The sequence below is a fragment of the Nocardia sp. CA-119907 genome (assembly GCF_050955995.1).
Taxonomy (GTDB): domain Bacteria; phylum Actinomycetota; class Actinomycetes; order Mycobacteriales; family Mycobacteriaceae; genus Nocardia.
Window position 1 is genome coordinate 5612229 of the sequence record NZ_CP192091.1, and the last position, 16837, is coordinate 5629065.

Sequence of the window (16837 nt, forward strand, 5' to 3'; positions counted from 1 at the left end):
GGGTTGATGTCGAACAAGATTCATGATGTGGCCATCGTCGGATTCGGCCCCGTCGGGCAACTACTGGCGATTCTGCTCGGCCGCCGCGGCCACGACGTGCTCGTGCTCGAACGCTGGCCGCAGCCCTATGACAAACCCCGTGCGGTGCACTTCGATCACGAGATCGGTCGCATTTTTCAGGCGGCCGGGATCTGCGACGAAGTCATGGCCATCACCGATCCGGTGCCCGACTTCTACGAATGGCGCAACCGCGATGGCGACCCGCTGGTGCGCATCGACTGGAGCGGGACCGGCGAAAGCGGTTGGCCGACAGCGAATTTCTTTTCACAACCAGAGCTGGAGCGGGTCCTGGCCAAAGCCGCCGAGGCGATCTCGTCCGTCACCGTCCGGCGCGGGGTCGAGGTCACCGGTCTGGCCGAACAGCCCGATCATGTCGAACTCACTACCGGCGACGACGCACAATTCGCGGCCCGCTGGGTCATCGGTGCGGACGGGGCCAACAGTCTCGTGCGCCGCCATATGCCCACCGAGACCACCGACCTCGGCTTCTTCTTCGACTGGCTCATCGTCGACACCGTCCCGCACGAACAGCGGGAGTGGTTTCCGATGAACTGGCAACTGTGCGACCCCGCCCGGCCCACCACCATCGTGTCGGGTGGGCCTGGCAGACGTCGCTGGGAGTTCATGAGGCTCCCCGGCGAAACCGTGGCCGATCTCGATACCCAGGAGACGGCATGGCAGCTGCTCGAGCCCTGGGGCCGGAATCCCGGCAACACCACTCTCGAGCGGCACACCGTCTACACCTTCCAAGCTCGCTGGGTCGACACCTGGCGCGCCGGCCGGCTCCTGCTGGCCGGCGATGCCGCCCACCTCATGCCCCCATTCGCTGGACAAGGAATGTGCTCGGGACTACGCGACGCGCTGAACCTGTCATGGAAGCTGGATCTGGTCCTGCACGGCAAGGCTCAGCCGGACCTGCTCGACACCTATAGCAGCGAACGCAGCGCTCATGTGCGTCACGCCATCGACATGTCCATCGCACTCGGCGAGGTCATCTGTGTCCTCGACGAACAGGCAGCCGCGCAACGAGATCAACGCATGATCGCGGGCGCAGCCGACCCTGCGCACGTGCTGCCCGTCGGAGCGCCACCGGTGCTCGGAGACGGTGTGCTGCAACGGCTTCCGGACGGCCGCACAGCGCCGTCGGTCGGACATCTCACGCCGCAGTACCGGGTGCGCCGAGGCGACACGACCGCCCGGCTCGATGATCTCACCGGATTCGGATTCACCGTCCTCACCGACGGTCTCGACCAAGCGGTGCTCAGCCCCGAGCACCGGCGGTTCCTCGACGACATCGGTGCGACGCTGGTGTCGTTGACCAGCGATCCGACCGGCCCCGGCTACATCGACGTCGACCGCGGCTACCTGCCGCATATGCGCGAACACGGCCATATCGCTGCGATCATCAGGCCGGACTTCTACCTGTTCGGTGCCGCCCACGACGTCGATGAGCTCGCAGCTCTCCTCGATCAACTGCGCACTCAGCTCCGCATCGAACGCTGACAGTACTCACCGAACACCGACGGCCAAGAAATTGCCGAGGCACCACGCCTCGGCAATTTCACTTTGCCCGAACGAGATTCACTGATGCGACCACATCTGTTAGTCGTCCCAGTGCGCGAGCACCCGCTGCTGGATCTCGAACGGATACGCCTGTGCGAACGAGCTGTGCGCGATGGGGCCGTTCGGCAGCAGAGCATCCCGCACCACGACCGAGCCGCTCAGCGTGGCGCGCCCAGTCCGGGCGCCCCGGGCCGGCTACCGCTGCACGGCTCATCGAGCGGGCTGGCTCTGTTGACGAACGCCACCTACGAAGCCCAGCAGTTGGTTCTGGAACAGGCGCTGGCGACGTTCACCGCACATACTCCGACCAACCCGGCATCGCTGCGGCTGTTGCTCAGCGAAGTGCGCCGTCGGGCGTTGCGGTCTGCGCGGGATGCGTCGACCCGGCGCTGACCGGTGTATCGGTACCGCTTCGATCGGCACGTGGCGACGTCGTCGCTGTGCTGACCATTGTCGTTCCCAGTGCCGCTGGAGCGTGAAACCCGATTCCTTCCTCCTGGAGCCCACCATGCACCTACCCGAGCGCCACCCCCGAACCCGAACCACACGATTCCCGGCACGGCGACACCACCGCCCAACCGGCACCGCGCCCACCGATCCGCCCACCAGAAAACGCCACCAGTGCCGAAAACCCGCTATCCGACAGCGCCGCAACGATCGCCGCACTGATCCAAACCGGCGACATCGCAGCGGCGCGGCACGCCTTTCACGACCTCGCCGACACCCTCACCGACGAGCAACGCGACATCATCGAACACATCGCCACCACCCTCTACCGCAAGCACTTCCGCATCGCCGACGCCCGACTGCGGTGGGCCGCAGACCAATACCCCCTACACAGTGCCCTCATCCACGCCTGCACACCCACCAGCGACCCACACCTCTACCGACCAGCGACCGAGGAAATCCCGGCACCGAACCGGGGCGACCAACACCGGCGTGCCGCCCGCGACAACCCCGACCGCGTCGACCACACACTGCGGCGCCCACCCCACCCCGACACCGATATCACCGCCACGCGCGACTACCAGGACTACCCCGACACCCGCGGCGACGTCGACGACGACAACCCCGAACACCTACCCAAACCCGACGGAGTCCCGCACCGCTACTACCGCGAAAAACTATGGGAAGACCGCTACCCCGACTCCGAGGAACCCGACTACGACCGCCAAACCACCCGCAACACCCGCGTCCTGCCGTGTGTGTCCTGCGGCATCGGCCGCGCCATCACCGACAGCAGACCGATCCCGCCACGCCGCAGCGACGACGGCCTCTGCGGTGAATGCCGCACCGACAACCAACCCGGCATCCCCGACCACGAACCCGCCGACCACCTCCGCGCCCGCTGCGACCACATCGCCGCAACCCACCCACCAAACACCATCCACGCCATACTCAAACGCGACTGGCGCGCCGCCCGCACCCTCGCCGAACGCCTCGCCATCGCAACCTGGGTCGAACAACACCCCCTGCCCGACACCTCGACCGACCCATCAGCACCACCGCCTGAGGACCTCCTCGATCTGTCCGCCCCTGTACAGATGCTCACCGACCACCAACTCGCACAAGCCATCACCGACATCAGCCAGCGCATCGACCTCGCCGAAACCGAAGCCATCCTCTACGGACCCGCACCCGGCACCGCCACCACAGCAGTCGACACCACCGCCTGGCTGCACAACGAACTCACCGACCTCACCAGCGAACAACACCGCCGCACAGAACTCACACCCGAACAAACCGCCGCCGAGCACGCCCTACGCGCCCGCCACCAACACGACAACACGCCCGAAGACCCCACGGAATATGAGCTTGACCCGATCATCGATCCCGGCCTCGGTTACGACGACCTCGGGCTGTGAAACAAAAGCACCGACCCACACCGCCACTCCGACGATCCCGGACGACGACGATGTGACGCTCCCCAGCACAGGCAGCTCGCCGGACTGGTTTCTATGCGCTGCGGATCGGGCTGTACGTAGCGCGCTACGGGATCATTCAGAGCCCGCAGCTTTTCCGAGGTTTCTATGCCCTGCGGATCGGGCTGTACGTAGCGCGGGGCGCGTACGCCCCCGGAGAAGAGCTGTTCAGGCGGATGTTTCTATGCCCTGCGGATCGGGCTGTACGTAGCGCGGGCTGTGCTTTTTCGTGGTCGTGACCTGCGTCAATGTAGCACTGTGCGAGCACCTGCGCGGCTTGACTGGATCGTATCGGCCGGTAGGGGGTCATGAGTTTGGGAGAAGAGCCCGTCTGCCTGGGCGTATCGGTGTGCGAGGACCTGGCGGTAAATCGGCGATCCGGCGAGACCGTGTACGTGTCGTCGGCCAGGTGCGTGGCGGTCGACTCGGCTGATGTTCGCGTGCGGTCATGGCTGCGCCGGGCGCATGACAGCCGACAGTGTGACCGTAGGCGTCGCGGACGTGACGAAAGAGAACGACGCCGACGACCGAAATGCATGGTGTCATCGACATATAGCTGCCGAATCGGATCGTCTTTCGGTGTGGTCATGGTCGCGCGGATCGTGTCTCAACGAACGACCCAGTAGTCTGCTCGTTCCTCGACGGTCCGGGCCCCGATGATGTATCGCTCGGCGAATGTCTTTGTGTTGGTGGGATACAGGCGGACCTGATCCTCGAGAGGGTCGATACGTTCACGCAGTTTCGCGCGTAGATCTCGGAGTTCGTCGACGGTGCGGCATTCGCATTCGAAGACCGACAGCTGCACCCGGGGCCCGTAGCCCGACAACAGCATTGCGACGTCTTCGCGGCGCTGGTCATCGACGATGTCGTAGGTGACGACCACGATCATGAGTTCACTTCCATCGCATCGCGAGATAGGGCTCGTCGGTGTCTATGAGCGTGCGCGCAAGGGCTTTCGCTTGTAGATGTATCGCGACCCGCAACGATACCCGCCGCCCGACACCGCGGCGGGTGACCAGTGTGAGCATCCGACGTTCGCAGGCACCGATAAACGTGTACTTGGCGTCCTCGCCCATCCGGCAGCCCAGATCCGGTTCGGTACTGAACTGCTCGGGCCGAACTTGGCCGGTGGCCACGCAGCGCAGTACTGCGACGTCGACCGTCATCGGGCGAAACTCCTCCATGAGGTCCAACGCCAACGCCGGGCGTCCCCAGCGATGTTGGTGCAGGAATCCGACCATAGGATCCAGACCCGCTGCTTCCAGCGCGGCGATCGCCTCATGGCACAGCAAGGTATAGCCGTAGGAGAGCATCGCGTTGATCGGATCAGGTGGTGGTCGCCGTGCCCGCCCCGCGAAACCCCAGAGCGGATCAGCCATTCGGCCTACCGATTGAAAGTAGTCCCGTGCGGCGGCGCCCTCGATACCCAGTACTTCCTCCAGCGAATTCACCGCCCGCAAGGTATCGGCGCAGCCACTGAGCCGATCCGCCGCTGCGGCTGCCACCGCGTCGTCGGCTCGGCGGGCGGTCCGCAGCAGCGATACCCGTAGATTGTCGACTTTGCCCGCGACGAACCCCGATGCCAGTGTCAGTGCGCGCCGGGGATCGTCCGCGGTCCGGTACTGAGCGCGACGCGCGGTCGGGTCCGACGACAGCGGGCCGCACAACCGCCCGCCGAGCGTCCCGTTCTCGCTGAGCAGGACCACTTCGATGCCACGTTCGGCAGCCTTGTGCAGAAACGGCGTGGTGAAACCAACACCTCCGAATCCGACCACTTGCCGCACACGCCGCAATGAAAGCCGTAGCAGAGATTCCTCGCCGTCGGTGACGACCAACCGGTCCCCGCGAGTCCGCACAACCGCGCCTTGCCGCTCGACGTACACCACTGTCTCCAAGGGGTGCGACAACATTTCAGCAGCCGAGAGTGTCGACGCTGTGACCGTCTCACCCAGGAAAGTGACACCCTCTTCGAATGGCGTGACATGACACTTGCCGGTATTGAGTTCCAGCCGAAGATCCGATAACTCGGTCGCGGCCGACTGCAGCGCCCGTTCCCCATCCACGCGACTGGCCACCGGAATTGCGAAATCGTCACCGTACCGAATAACTCGCCAACCGGCGATCAGCATGCCGCGATCAAACGCATCGAGATAGAGATTACTCAAAACCGGTGCCAGCACACTACCTTGATGTAACCCGCGCCCCCGATCACTCGGAGCAGTCCGGCCGCCGGTAACCTTCCGGTCCAGCAACGCGCCGACAAGATGCACGATCCGTTCATCCGCAACCAATTCACGCACACGGCGCATCACCTCCCATTGAGGAATACGGTCGAAACATTCGACAATATCGCCGCGCGCGCACCAATCCATCCCGCTGTCCCGTGCCGACACCAATTCGGCTACAGCGTCCTTGACGCCGAGCCCCTTTCGATATGCGAAACTCCATGGCAACAGACGCGGGTCGATAACCGGATCGATGACGGCAAGCAGAGCCCGCTCCACCACACGATCCTCCAAACGCGGCACGCTGAGCCGACGAACACCACCGGACGATTTGGGAATCTCCACTCGATACACCGGGCCGGGCGTCCAATCCCCAGAGGCCAACTCGGCGGCGATCTCCGCCAACCGGCGCGCCGCATCAGCTTCGAAACGCTCCACCTCCGGATCGAACCGTCCGTCAGCCAAGGCATTGTCGCGAACGATCTGCCACGCATCCAATAGCGCCTGCTGCGTGAAGGCGCGCGCATAGAGCATCCCCATATTCAATCCACTCAGATATCAGTAATTGTAATTATCCGCGTTTTCACACCCCTGCAGATCGGGCTGCGTGTCGCGCGCGTTCTACCCGAACGACGACTGCAACACCATGCTGTTTCTATGCCCTGCGTATCGGGCTGTGCGTAGCGCTTGCACACAGTGCAAGGGCAATCGTGACAAACAAAAGGTTTCTATGCCCTGCGTATCGGGCTGTGCGTAGCGCTCGCATCTTCCGGAGGATTTGCGGGTACAGATGGCTAGATTGCGTTTCTATGCCCTGCGTATCGGGCTGTGCGTAGCGCTGTAGTAACAAGGTGCAGATCACCAGCAAGGTCTGGGGTTTCTATGCCCTGCGTATCGGGCTGTGCGTAGCGCTGAGACACTCAAGAAGGCAGTGCGGCACAGCGAGTTTCTATGCCCTGCGTATCGGGCTGTGCGTAGCGCTCCGAGCGGTCCTCGACCAACGGGAAAACCCGGAACGGAGAGGGTTTCTATGCCCTGCGTATCGGGCTGTGCGTAGCGCTGGCTGCGTCTTTTTGGTGGTCGTGACCTGCGTCAATGTAGCACTCTGCGGGCACCTGTTCGACTTGATGGGTTGTTTCGACTGGGTTTGGCTGTCAGCTTGAGGAAAGAGCCCGTCTACCTGGGTGTATCGGTTTGCGAGGACCTGGTCGAAAATCGGTGTTCTGGCGAGGCGCTGTACGGGTTGTGGTCTGGGGGTCATGGCGGTTGTCTCGGTGGATGTTGGTGTGCGGTGGTGGCGGTGCCGAACGCGCGGCAGCCGAGGATGCGGCCGTCGGTGTCGCGGACTTCGTGGACAGGGAACAGCAGGTCGGCACGTGCGGGGTGGGCGAAGGCGACGATTCGGGAGACGATCAGCCAGGTGCCGTCTTGCGGGTCGGGCAGGTTGGTGGCGTGGTCGGTGTAGGTGACTCGGGAACGGGGTATGTCGACGCCGTTGAGGTGCAGCGGCTCGATCGGGGTGAGGTTCTCGTTGACTCGCGCGGGAGTTGGCGAGCGTGGGAAACGGGCGATGATCTGGTCGTCTCGGTAGATCGCGATGGGGTGGCCGGTGAGGTTGACAAGATTGATGCTCATCGGTTGCTGGCTGCTGGTGGTGTTGTCGGTTGGGAAGGGTGGACTCGCATCGGGGTGTAGGTGCGGGTGGTGGTGTCGTAGTGGATGAGGTGGGTTCCGGCGAAGAAGCGGAGTTCACGTCTGGCGAGTTCCCAGCCGATGGCCAGGGCAACGGTTTTGGGGACCATGGCGACGATGACGAGTTCGGTGTTGTTCGCGATGGCGGTCTTTTTGATTTGGTCGAGGTGTTCAGCGATGGCGCCGGGCAGAGCTGCCAGTTGGCGTGCGGCGAGGGCGGCTGCCGGGGTGGTCGCGGTGGGCGCTCCGGTGGGGCCGGTGAGGGTGTGGGCGGTGCTGACGCCGAATTCGGCCAGCCGCTCGACGGTGAAATACTGTGCGGCGTTGGTGAATGCCAGCCACACCCCGACCCGGCCGGGTTCGGTGGTGGTCGGCAGGTCGATGGTTGTGTGCGTGACCGTTGTGCTGTCGGCGGCGGCGCCCAACGGGAATGACGTGCTGGGGTTGTGGCCGCTGGGCAGTTCGAGCAGTTGGGTGGCTTGGGCGGGTGGCAGGTAGGTGCCGACGGCGAAGGCTATGGGCCACAGCAGGTTCGGGGCGATGGTGTATCCGGTGTCGGGGTTGTCGTTGTTGATGAGTTCTTCGATGGTGGCGCCGATGTCGGTGCAGGTGTCGGGGATGTCGATGATTCCGGTCGCGGTGGTGCGGTCGTCGAGGTCGATCCATCGGCTGACGGTGCGCACGGCCATGTGGTTTTCGGCGGCCTCGGTCAGCGCGGCTCTGCGTAGGTCGGTCATTCCTTCGGCGAGGGCGTGGGTGTAGTAGAGGGTGCCACTGGTGTGTTGGGTGTGGTTGCGCCACATCAGTGCCAGCCCGAGCAGACCGAGCAGAACAACCAGCAACGCCCACCTTGTGGGTATGAACTGGAACGAGTCGCCGGGTTTGGGCAGGCAGTCCTCGATGAGCAGCGCCGAGACACCGGCGATGGTGGTGGCGACGACGACGACGGCGAAGTTGGCCAGTGTCACGCGTGTTCGGCCGGGTCGGTGCCACCAGGTAGCGAGCCGGTCGCGGAGGCGGGTGACGAAGGGGGGCATAAGTATTCCCTCGAATCTGGCGAACGAAACCACGTCGATGGCGAAGAACGCTACGCTGATCGTCGGTGCTCGTCGGCACTTCTGGGGAGGTTGTGATCGTCGATCAGTTCGTGAATCCGTATACGTTCGTGCCGTTTCCGCCCGCCGCGCCAGTGCGAGCGCGTCCTTACGGCCACGACGGCCGCGCGCGCGGTGAGCTGCTCTCAGGTCGACTTCGGTTGAGCGTGACCGCGAAAACACCCATTCTGATACGGGGTTTCGGGACAGAGACCGATCCACAGGTACCCAGCAGGCCGGGCCGCGACGGTGGCCGCGAGTGGATTGTTCCCGGGTCGGCTTTTCATGGTGCGATCCGGTCCCTGCATGAAACCGTGACGGGTAGTTGTCTGCGGGCATTCGATGAGGGATTCGTGCCGTCGTATCGGCAGACCGCGCAACCGCAGGACATCGCGGCTTTGCGGTTGGCGGTTGTCAGTTCCGCTGCCGCACCGGGGCCGGGTGGGCCTCAGCCCGCGCCGATGGTCCGGTTGTGCGAGCCCGGCGATCCGCAGGCGCACCGGTTGGATCAAGATGTCCTGCAGCAGCTGCATGCCAGCAGCGAACTGCGTTCCGGTGATCGGCTGCGGATAGAGCTGGGTCCGGATGGCCGCCCGCGGCAGGCGTGGCCAGACTCGGCTGGGGATTGGGTGGTGTTCATCAGTGACGCGGGCACGCGCGGCAGCCGGCAGCGGTATCGGGCTCATGTTCGCCGGTTGACCGACCACACCGTGCCGGTCCTCGATGACGCGTGGCAGGACTTCCTCAGCAATGTCGAGGGCGCCGACGACTTGCGCTCGGCGAGGTTGACCGAAATCCCTGAGTCCCAACGGTTTACCGAGGTCACCCACACCTATCAGCCTGTCGGTGCGCGAGCACTCGAGGTGGTGGTGGGTATGCGGTGCCTAGCGCGGCGCACCGTGCAGGTCGGTCAACCTTTGTGGGTGCGACCGTCGCGTGACGGTGCCGGGGTGGATCTGGTTCAGCTGTCGATGATTTGGCGGCGTCGCGGCACCGATACCGCGGGAGACCGTGTTCCTCCGGGGTTTTCGGCCTGTTGGGATCCAGGCGATCTGTGCCCATCGTGCCGCATGTTCGGGTCTGCTGATGTCCGGGGCGGCACCGATACCGATGCTGCGGCGCAGCAGCGTTCCTATCGTGGGCATGTCCGCTTCGGTGACGCCGTGGCCGTGGAGCCGGTGAGGGTGCTGCCGGTGCGGTTGCCGCCGATGGGTGCACCACGCCCAGGAGCGGGACAACATTATCTCGACACTGCCGGCTGGGCGGGCAACGTGGGCGACCCACCGCTGCGCGAATGGGGCTCGGCCGCTGACCGGACTGAGCCGCGTCGGCTCCGGGGACGTAAATTTTATTGGCACACAACAGTTTCCAACGGCCTCCTGCCTCAACGCGGGCAAGCCCGTACCCAGCATGCCGAGAACAATCTGGTGGCCGAGGCGCAGGTGTTCGCGATCGGCACACGCTTGGAGGCGACGGTGACCTTCACCGATCTCGACCACGCACAGCTCGGATCGCTGATCATCGCATTACAGCCGTGGCGCGCGTTCGGAAAAGCGGCGGCACTGCACCTGGGTGGTGGACGACCACTCGGGTATGGGTCCTGTCGGATCGAGATCGACCCGGAATCGAGTTGGATCACCACACCACACGACCGCTACACCGGCAAGAACCCCAGCCGGTTCGATGAAACGGTCCTCACCTCTGTCGTGGACCAATTCCGGCAAGCCCCCGACATGGCGGGGGCGCGGCGCATCTGGCCGCTGCTGGGCAAGGCGCTCATGCTGGATCATGTTGCTGCGAACCAGGTCTGGTATCCGCCAGGTGCGCACGAGGTGAGCGATCCTGGGTTCAAGGAGGGTTTCCAGTATTGGAAGCAGAGCGCCGGAACGGAATTGGCACGCGACGAGCGCGGCGCTCGCCGAGGCTACCCGTTGCAACCGCTGCCCGACCTCGCCGCAAACGACCAGACGCTAGACATCGTGACCGACGCGGTCGCCAAACCTGTTTCCTCCCCGACATCTTCGCGGCCGACCCGGCGGCGGTGACGATGACGAACTATCTCGATATCGGTGTGGTGCAGATCCAGCAGTGGCTCGCCCAAGCAGCTCCGCTGAAAGGCCGTCGCGGCGCCTCAACCATGATTCGTCAGGCCACCGATCCCGACGCAATCAAAGAGCTGATCGCACCGTGGGCCAACGGTGTGGCGGTCAACTCCGAACAGGGCCATATCGACGGCGTGGTCGCTTTGACTGTGACCGACCCGGACGCGGCAGCGCGCGTCGAGCACGCCCTGATCACCCACTTACGGGCGGCACTGCCGACCGCGACGCTGCGGTCCACCTATTCCAGCGGCCCCACCTACGGCCAACGCGTCAGCGATCCCAGCCTCGACTGGCCCGCACCGACACCGGAATGGCCCCTGGCACGCCCCTGTGAATGGTGCCGCCGCGCCGCCGCAGCCGCGCAAGCGGTCACCGAAGACCGCACCGCCGACGCTGCACCGAAACAGCAGGCATTGTGCATCGATTGCGGGCTGCGCTTGGCCGCCGCGGGCACCACCCGGGGTCGACGACCCGCGCCCGGACCGGAACGGGATCTGCTCCAGCAGCTCGCGGGGCAGCGGGCTGTCCCCGACGATTTCAACGAACTGGCCGCGCACGCGCTGGGCCGTGCACGCGACAACACCCACGTGGCCACGATCTACGCCGACGGAAACGCGTTGGGCCGCTTCGTCAAAGCGGTCGCCGAAAACCGCCCCGACCGTTTACCGGCGCTCCCGGCGGCGATCCATGCGGCGACCTGGGCCGCGGTGCTGGCAGGGCTGGCGGCTATCGATACCGGCGACCATGTGGCGCCGATCATCGCGCATCTGGTCGGCGGTGACGACATCCTGGTCAGCGTTCCCGCGCACGGTGGCTGGGATTTCACCGCCGCGATGATGAGCGCCTTCGAATCCACGATCACCCACAACCTTCCCGGGGTCCCTGATGTGCCGACCCTCTCGGCAGGTGTGGTGATCCATCACCGCTCCTTCCCCCTGTCCACCGTGATAGAGCTGGCCGCACAACTGTTGCGGGAGGCGAAAGCCACACACCCGGGCCGGGCCGCGTTGTGCTGGCACAGCGTCACCCACGACGGCGACCAACCCACCGACCGTCCCGCGCTCACCCATGAATCGCTCACCGGACTGGCCGAGGAATTCGCTGCCCTGGCCACGGTCCCGGCCTCCCAACGCCAGGAACTGGCCTGGCTGCTGCGCAATCAGGACACGCGAGGCGAAGACTTCACCCGCCACCTCACCCGGCTGGGCCTGACCGAGGTGAGCGGCCCGTTCCGCACCGGCGACGGTGTGGAGTTGGCAGCGGCGCTGGAGATGGTGCGGTGGTGGCGTCAATGACCGAACTGCGTTTCCGCATCGAATTCGCCACACCGCTGCGAGTATCCACCGGGCACGCCGGGCCCGGCGTCGACGCCGCCATCGACCCCACCGACCCACTGCCCGCGACCAGCCTCAAAGGTGTCATGCGCGCCACCACCATCCAACTCCTCGGACCCGACCATCCGCACGTCGCCGCGGTCTTCGGTTCACCGGCAGCGGCGTGCCCGTGGGAATGGAGCAACGCCGCACCGGTGTCCGGCACGATCTGGCAGCCACCGCGACGCGCAGCCAGGATCCGGATCAACGAACACCATGTCGCCGACCACGACATGCTCGCCGTCACCGAGCAAACCCACACCAGCGCAGCAACATTCACCATCCGCGACACCGGATCACTCGACGACGCCGACCACGCGCTGCACATCGCGGTGCTGGCTGTGGCCGGGCAAGCCACCCGATCCCTCGGCGCAAACCGCCGCCGCGGACTGGGCTGGGTCCATATCACCTGCACCACACACCCACCAGGGCCCGAGCAGATCCACGCGTTCCTGCACGGCGGCCCAGCATGACACCGCAGCGGGTGCTGGTCACCGCGACCCTCGAGCAGGCCACCGCGCTGGGCAAACGCTCCCGCGGCGACTACCGCAACGACAGCTTCGACCACATCCCCGGTGCCGTGCTACGCGGCGCGTGCGCCGCAGCGTGGATCCGCCGCCACGGCGCGCCCACCGCCGACGACGCGGTGTTCGCTGAAATCTTCGACGGCGCAGGAACATTCGGTCCCTTGCATTCGCCACAGAGTCTGCCGCTGCCCTTGTCGATCCGCACCCACAAATACCGCCCTACCGAGGACTGCACCCAACTGTGGTGGGATCAGGCGCTCGGGCCACAATCGACCACCTGCCCGGACTGCCACCAAGACCTGCAAGACAGCAAGGGCGCCGCGATCGGCAACACTGCCGTAAGCGTCCACGTCCATGCAGCCCTCGACGCAACCGGTGTCGCCAAGGACGGTTCACTGTTCCAGACCACCGCACTCGCCGCCGGCACCCAACTGACCGGCTGGGTGAGCGGCCCGGCCGTCACCGGCCTCTACGACAGCCACGGACAGCCGATCCCACGGCTCAAACTCGGCGGCGGCCGCAGCACCGCCGGCGGCGCCATTCTCACTGTCGACCCCGAAGCCACACCCCAGGCCCTCGAGGTGCGCGGCGATGGCGCGGTGATCCTGCGGCTGGCCTCGGCCGCGGTGTTCGTCGACGACTTCGGGTTTCCCGCCGACCGCCCCGCCGAGAGTGAACTGCGCGCGGTCCTCGGCTGCGCCGACGCCGAAATCATCCAGGCGTGGACACGATGGACCGATATCGGTGGCTGGCACATCGCCAGCGGCCTACCCAAACCCGTCGAACGCGCCGTCGCCCCCGGGTCCACCTACCTGGTGCGCTGCCCCACCCCACCCGAGCCCACCCTGCTGCAGCAGTTACACACCCGCGGACTCGGACTACGGCGCCGCGAAGGATTCGGCGCCCTGTTCATCGCGCCTCCCCCGCCACGTCCCCTCGGCTACTGGATCAAACACACCCACGCGATACGCGAATTCCCCGACTGGCCCAAGCTGCAACCATATCTACGGCGACGCGCCGCGTCCTGGCCTCCCGAGCGCAGCGGCGACGAGCGGCTGCTCACCGCGATCGCTAAAGTCGCCGCCCCCGAGCACACCGCCGCGCTGCGTCACCTGCTGGAATTGAGCGACCTCGACCTCTACACCACGGTCCTGGACCGATTGGCGGCGCGATGAAAACCACCCTGTTCACCGTGCGACTGCGACTGCTCACCCCCGGCGGGGTCACCGCACCCGAAGAACAACGCTGGGACGACATCACCACAGCTGGACAAACCCGCACCCGCAACACGCGCCCGCTTCGCCGCGACCCCACCGGCAACCCACACCTACCGGGCAGCACGATCGCGGGCAGCCTGCGCGCCCACTGCTGCGAAACCCCCGAACTCGCAGGCATGTTCGGCCCCTGTCCCGACGCCGAGGACCGCTACGCCTCACCGATCCAGATCCTCGGCGTCACCGTCCGCAGCGCCGCCGAACCGGGCACCCGAGGCCGCACTGCCATCGACCGCGCCCGCGCCGCAGCCCGAACCCACACCCTGCACGCCATCGAATACCTGGTCGCCGGAACAGAATTCGACATTTTCCTCCGATGGGATGACCCCACCGAACAACAACATCAAGCCCTGACTACGCGTCTGCAACACTGGACGCCCACCCTCGGCGCCGGCGCATCCATCGGCGCCGGTCGCTGCCAGGTCGTCGGGCTCGGTGAGGCCACCTACGATCTGGCCACCAACGACGGACTCGCCGCATGGCTCGCGCTCACCAACCCCGCGCACTACCCGCAACCACAACCAGTCACACCCGTCACCGCCACAACGGCGCGGCGAACCACGATCACCTTCCGCATCACCGACGCCATCCACATCGGCACCGGAACCACCCGCACAGGCGAACAAGGCCAGGAGATCACCGAAATCACCCGCTACGGAGACGATTTCGTCATCCCCGGCTCCAGCCTCAAAGGTGCGCTGCGCTCCGGAGTCGAATACATCTGCCGAGTCCTGGACATCCCCGCCTGCGACAACGCCACCTGCGGGCAATGCCGACCCTGCACACTGTTCGGACACGCCAGCCCCGACACCGACACCCCACCCCGGCGCGCACTCATCGCCGTCCTCGACGCCACAGTCCGCAACCCTCGCCGCGAACAACGCCAGCACGTCACCATCGACCGATTCACCGGCGGAGCCCACGACCGGCTGCTGTTCACCCACGACGTTCTCGTCGCAGGCGAATTCGACCTCGTCATCGAACACCTCACCGACACCGACCTCGACCCGGTCGATGACACCCTGCTCAACGCTGTCCTGGCCGACCTGCACGACGGACTCATCGGCATCGGCGCCCGCACCACCGCAGGCTACGGAACCGTGGAAATCATCGACAGCACATGGCAACACCCCGACCTCACCAACCTGACCACCCACCTCACCCCAGGACCGCCATGAGCACCGCATGGACCCTGCACGCCACCGGCCGCCAAACACCGAGCACCTGGCCACAACTCGCCGCCACCACCACCCACGCCGCCTGGGCCGACACCGACGGATTCCACATCACGCCCGCCCTACCCGACACACCACCGGCTACCACGCACCTGTGGGCATGGACCACCGGATGCTGGATCCGCGCCCGCATCGACCACACCGACTGGTGGGCCGCCGCCCTCACCCACAACGCAACACCGACCGGGCCGCTGTGGGCGAAATCCGAAGCACTGCAGCATGTCACCATCCAACCCATCCTGCATTGGCCACCCGGCGCCGGTGAAGTACAGCAACGCCACCTCACCCCTGCCGACGCCCTCACCAGCTACCGCATGATCCAACTCGCCCCCACCCGCGCCACCACCGCAACCTTCCTCGGAACCCTCGACACCGACCCGACCGCGAGACCGGTGAGCTGATGCCCGCACTGATCGAGGTACTACTCGACATACCACCAGGTTTGGATATCTACCCGGCACGACTGCACGGCGCAGCGTGCGCCTTGTTCGAACAACCCGACACTCACCACACCGCCCAAACCAAACCCTTCACCGCCTCCCCGCTGCTCACCACAGCACACGGCGCCCGATGGAAACTCGGCTGGCTCCACGAAACCCCACCACCACCCATCCCCACCACCATCAGATTCGGCGACATCACCTACCCGGTACTCGATCACACCCTCACCCACCGCACCTACGCCCAACTCGCAACCACCGCCGCACCGATCAAAACCGCCGAATTCCACATCACCAGCCCGATGTACTTCTCCCGCAACGGCCGCGACTACCCACTACCCGACCCCGTCCTCATCATCACCAAACTCGCCGACCGCTGGAACCACCACGCACCACCCCACACCCAACTCACCGACACCAACACCCGAAACCTCAACCAACACATCTACCTCGCCGGCCTCGACGGCCACACCGTCCAAGCCCGAGCCACCTACACCAGCCAACAAACCGGATTCCTCGGCACCTTCACCCTCGCCCTCCCCAACACCGCACCCACCGACACCTACCACACCCTCACCGCACTCACCCACTACGCCGAAATTACCGGCATCGGCGCCCAAACAACCCGCGGCTACGGCACCTGCCACATCACCAACACCACCATCCACACCAACAATCCCCCCTCGCCCCGCAAAACCCGCCCCACCCACCAGCGAAAGCGACCACATCCCCACAAAACACAACAGCCACAACCCGCACATCCGGGTACCTCCCAGCCCGACACCACCCGATGAACCGATCGCGACACAACACGTACAACAACACCGTCGCACGACCGTTTCGCGTTCGGTGCTCGCACACCGATACACCAGGCAGGAATAGGTTTCCGCCGCACCCAGCCAAACCCACCCACTCGATATCGCCACCAGCGCACAGATCCTCGCAGAGTGCCACATTTACGCAGGTCACGAGCACCGAAAGAGCCCAGCCCGCGCTACGCGCAGCCCGATCCGCAGGGCATAGAAACTTGGTGTCCATGAGGTGGAACCCGACGCCCGCCAAGGCGGCGCGCTACGCGCAGCCCGATCCACAGGGCATAGAAACGCTCCGTACCGCCGGCGCCGCGCTGACCATATGGCAGCGCGCTGCGCGCAGCCCGATCCGCGGGTCTAGAAGCGCGCGGTACCAGCCCAGCATTCCGGAATTGACGGGCCGACCTGCTTCGACGGGTCAACACCCCCTTATCGCGATGCGACCGGGGTCGACGCATCGCAGCTTCCGCCGACAGGGCCAACTGTTCGCCCGGGAGGCGATACTCGTAATTGCCGGC

At 65.5% G+C, this 16837-nt stretch carries 15 protein-coding genes and 1 CRISPR repeat array; of the genes, 10 read left to right on the plus strand and 5 right to left on the minus strand.

From position 1 onward, the window contains the following. The first annotated feature begins 6 nt into the window (after positions 1–6). Positions 7–1563: a bifunctional 3-(3-hydroxy-phenyl)propionate/3-hydroxycinnamic acid hydroxylase gene (locus ACQP2D_RS24795; protein WP_433678300.1), complete on the plus strand. Its 1557-nt coding sequence runs from the start codon at positions 7–9 to the stop codon at positions 1561–1563. 165 nt (positions 1564–1728) lie between these two features. Continuing rightward, the gene (locus tag ACQP2D_RS24800; RefSeq protein WP_433685755.1) at positions 1729–2016 is read left to right on the plus strand and encodes an IclR family transcriptional regulator domain-containing protein; all 288 of its coding nucleotides are present in this window, start codon (positions 1729–1731) and stop codon (positions 2014–2016) included. A gap of 440 nt (positions 2017–2456) precedes the next feature. Here ACQP2D_RS24800 and ACQP2D_RS24805 read toward each other — a convergent pair whose 3' ends face one another. Continuing rightward, positions 2457–2702 (minus strand): hypothetical protein, encoded by a 246-nt coding sequence (locus ACQP2D_RS24805; protein ID WP_433678301.1) that lies wholly within the window; start codon positions 2700–2702, stop codon positions 2457–2459. Between the two features lie 126 nt (positions 2703–2828). Here ACQP2D_RS24805 and ACQP2D_RS24810 point away from each other — a divergent pair, with 126 nt between their 5' ends. Continuing rightward, positions 2829–3488, plus strand: a complete 660-nt coding sequence (locus tag ACQP2D_RS24810) for a hypothetical protein (RefSeq protein ID WP_433678302.1) — start codon at positions 2829–2831, stop codon at positions 3486–3488. Positions 3489–4152: 664 nt separating this feature from the next. Here ACQP2D_RS24810 and cas2 read toward each other — a convergent pair. The 4 genes from cas2 to ACQP2D_RS24830 form a co-directional block, all read right to left on the minus strand. Beyond that, positions 4153–4434 carry a CRISPR-associated endonuclease Cas2 gene (gene cas2, locus ACQP2D_RS24815; RefSeq protein ID WP_433678303.1) on the minus strand — a complete coding sequence of 94 codons (282 nt, stop codon included), beginning with the start codon at positions 4432–4434 and terminating at the stop codon, positions 4153–4155. A 4-nt stretch (positions 4435–4438) separates the two neighbouring features. Then, entirely contained in the window at positions 4439–6310 is a 1872-nt protein-coding gene (cas1, locus tag ACQP2D_RS24820; RefSeq protein ID WP_433678304.1) for a CRISPR-associated endonuclease Cas1, read from the minus strand. A 111-nt stretch (positions 6311–6421) separates the two neighbouring features. Then, a CRISPR array of direct repeats spans positions 6422–6831; the repeat unit is 37 nt; unit sequence GTTTCTATGCCCTGCGTATCGGGCTGTGCGTAGCGCT. Positions 6832–7027: 196 nt separating this feature from the next. Beyond that, positions 7028–7405: a hypothetical protein gene (locus tag ACQP2D_RS24825; RefSeq protein ID WP_433678305.1), complete on the minus strand. Its 378-nt coding sequence runs from the start codon at positions 7403–7405 to the stop codon at positions 7028–7030. Continuing rightward, on the minus strand, positions 7402–8499 hold the full coding sequence (locus tag ACQP2D_RS24830; RefSeq protein WP_433678306.1) for a hypothetical protein: 1098 nt from the start codon (positions 8497–8499) through the stop codon (positions 7402–7404). The genes ACQP2D_RS24825 and ACQP2D_RS24830 overlap by 4 nt, the downstream gene beginning before the upstream one ends. A 128-nt stretch (positions 8500–8627) precedes the next feature. On the opposite strand from ACQP2D_RS24830, the gene ACQP2D_RS24835 reads away from it, so the two are divergent. The 7 genes from ACQP2D_RS24835 to cas6 are packed head-to-tail and all read left to right on the plus strand — an operon-like array spanning position 8628 to position 16301. After that, entirely contained in the window at positions 8628–10601 is a 1974-nt protein-coding gene (locus ACQP2D_RS24835; RefSeq protein ID WP_433685756.1) for a TIGR03986 family type III CRISPR-associated RAMP protein, read from the plus strand. Between the two features lie 2 nt (positions 10602–10603). Further along, positions 10604–11953 (plus strand): Cas10/Cmr2 second palm domain-containing protein, encoded by a 1350-nt coding sequence (locus ACQP2D_RS24840; protein ID WP_433678307.1) that lies wholly within the window; start codon positions 10604–10606, stop codon positions 11951–11953. Continuing rightward, entirely contained in the window at positions 11950–12504 is a 555-nt protein-coding gene (locus tag ACQP2D_RS24845) for an RAMP superfamily CRISPR-associated protein (RefSeq protein WP_433678308.1), read from the plus strand. Before ACQP2D_RS24840 ends, ACQP2D_RS24845 begins: the two co-directional genes overlap by 4 nt. Further along, entirely contained in the window at positions 12501–13733 is a 1233-nt protein-coding gene (locus tag ACQP2D_RS24850) for a type III-B CRISPR module-associated Cmr3 family protein (RefSeq protein WP_433678309.1), read from the plus strand. The genes ACQP2D_RS24845 and ACQP2D_RS24850 overlap by 4 nt, the downstream gene beginning before the upstream one ends. Further along, positions 13730–15010: an RAMP superfamily CRISPR-associated protein gene (locus ACQP2D_RS24855; RefSeq protein WP_433678310.1), complete on the plus strand. Its 1281-nt coding sequence runs from the start codon at positions 13730–13732 to the stop codon at positions 15008–15010. Before ACQP2D_RS24850 ends, ACQP2D_RS24855 begins: the two co-directional genes overlap by 4 nt. Continuing rightward, positions 15007–15468: a hypothetical protein gene (locus tag ACQP2D_RS24860; protein WP_433678311.1), complete on the plus strand. Its 462-nt coding sequence runs from the start codon at positions 15007–15009 to the stop codon at positions 15466–15468. Before ACQP2D_RS24855 ends, ACQP2D_RS24860 begins: the two co-directional genes overlap by 4 nt. Next, positions 15468–16301 carry a CRISPR system precrRNA processing endoribonuclease RAMP protein Cas6 gene (gene cas6 / locus ACQP2D_RS24865; RefSeq protein WP_433678312.1) on the plus strand — a complete coding sequence of 278 codons (834 nt, stop codon included), beginning with the start codon at positions 15468–15470 and terminating at the stop codon, positions 16299–16301. Before ACQP2D_RS24860 ends, cas6 begins: the two co-directional genes overlap by 1 nt. The last annotated feature ends 536 nt before the right edge of the window (positions 16302–16837 follow it).

Coding starts and splice junctions, on each gene's coding strand:
- ACQP2D_RS24825 (WP_433678305.1), bottom strand. CDS start 7,405: ATGAGCATCAATCTTGTCAACCTCACCGGCCACCCCATCGCGATCTAC.
- ACQP2D_RS24795 (WP_433678300.1), top strand. CDS start 7: ATGTCGAACAAGATTCATGATGTGGCCATCGTCGGATTCGGCCCCGTC.
- ACQP2D_RS24855 (WP_433678310.1), top strand. CDS start 13,730: ATGAAAACCACCCTGTTCACCGTGCGACTGCGACTGCTCACCCCCGGC.
- ACQP2D_RS24860 (WP_433678311.1), top strand. CDS start 15,007: ATGAGCACCGCATGGACCCTGCACGCCACCGGCCGCCAAACACCGAGC.
- cas2 (WP_433678303.1), bottom strand. CDS start 4,434: ATGATCGTGGTCGTCACCTACGACATCGTCGATGACCAGCGCCGCGAA.
- cas6 (WP_433678312.1), top strand. CDS start 15,468: ATGCCCGCACTGATCGAGGTACTACTCGACATACCACCAGGTTTGGAT.
- ACQP2D_RS24850 (WP_433678309.1), top strand. CDS start 12,501: ATGACACCGCAGCGGGTGCTGGTCACCGCGACCCTCGAGCAGGCCACC.
- ACQP2D_RS24830 (WP_433678306.1), bottom strand. CDS start 8,499: ATGCCCCCCTTCGTCACCCGCCTCCGCGACCGGCTCGCTACCTGGTGG.
- ACQP2D_RS24845 (WP_433678308.1), top strand. CDS start 11,950: ATGACCGAACTGCGTTTCCGCATCGAATTCGCCACACCGCTGCGAGTA.
- cas1 (WP_433678304.1), bottom strand. CDS start 6,310: ATGGGGATGCTCTATGCGCGCGCCTTCACGCAGCAGGCGCTATTGGAT.
- ACQP2D_RS24840 (WP_433678307.1), top strand. CDS start 10,604: ATGACGAACTATCTCGATATCGGTGTGGTGCAGATCCAGCAGTGGCTC.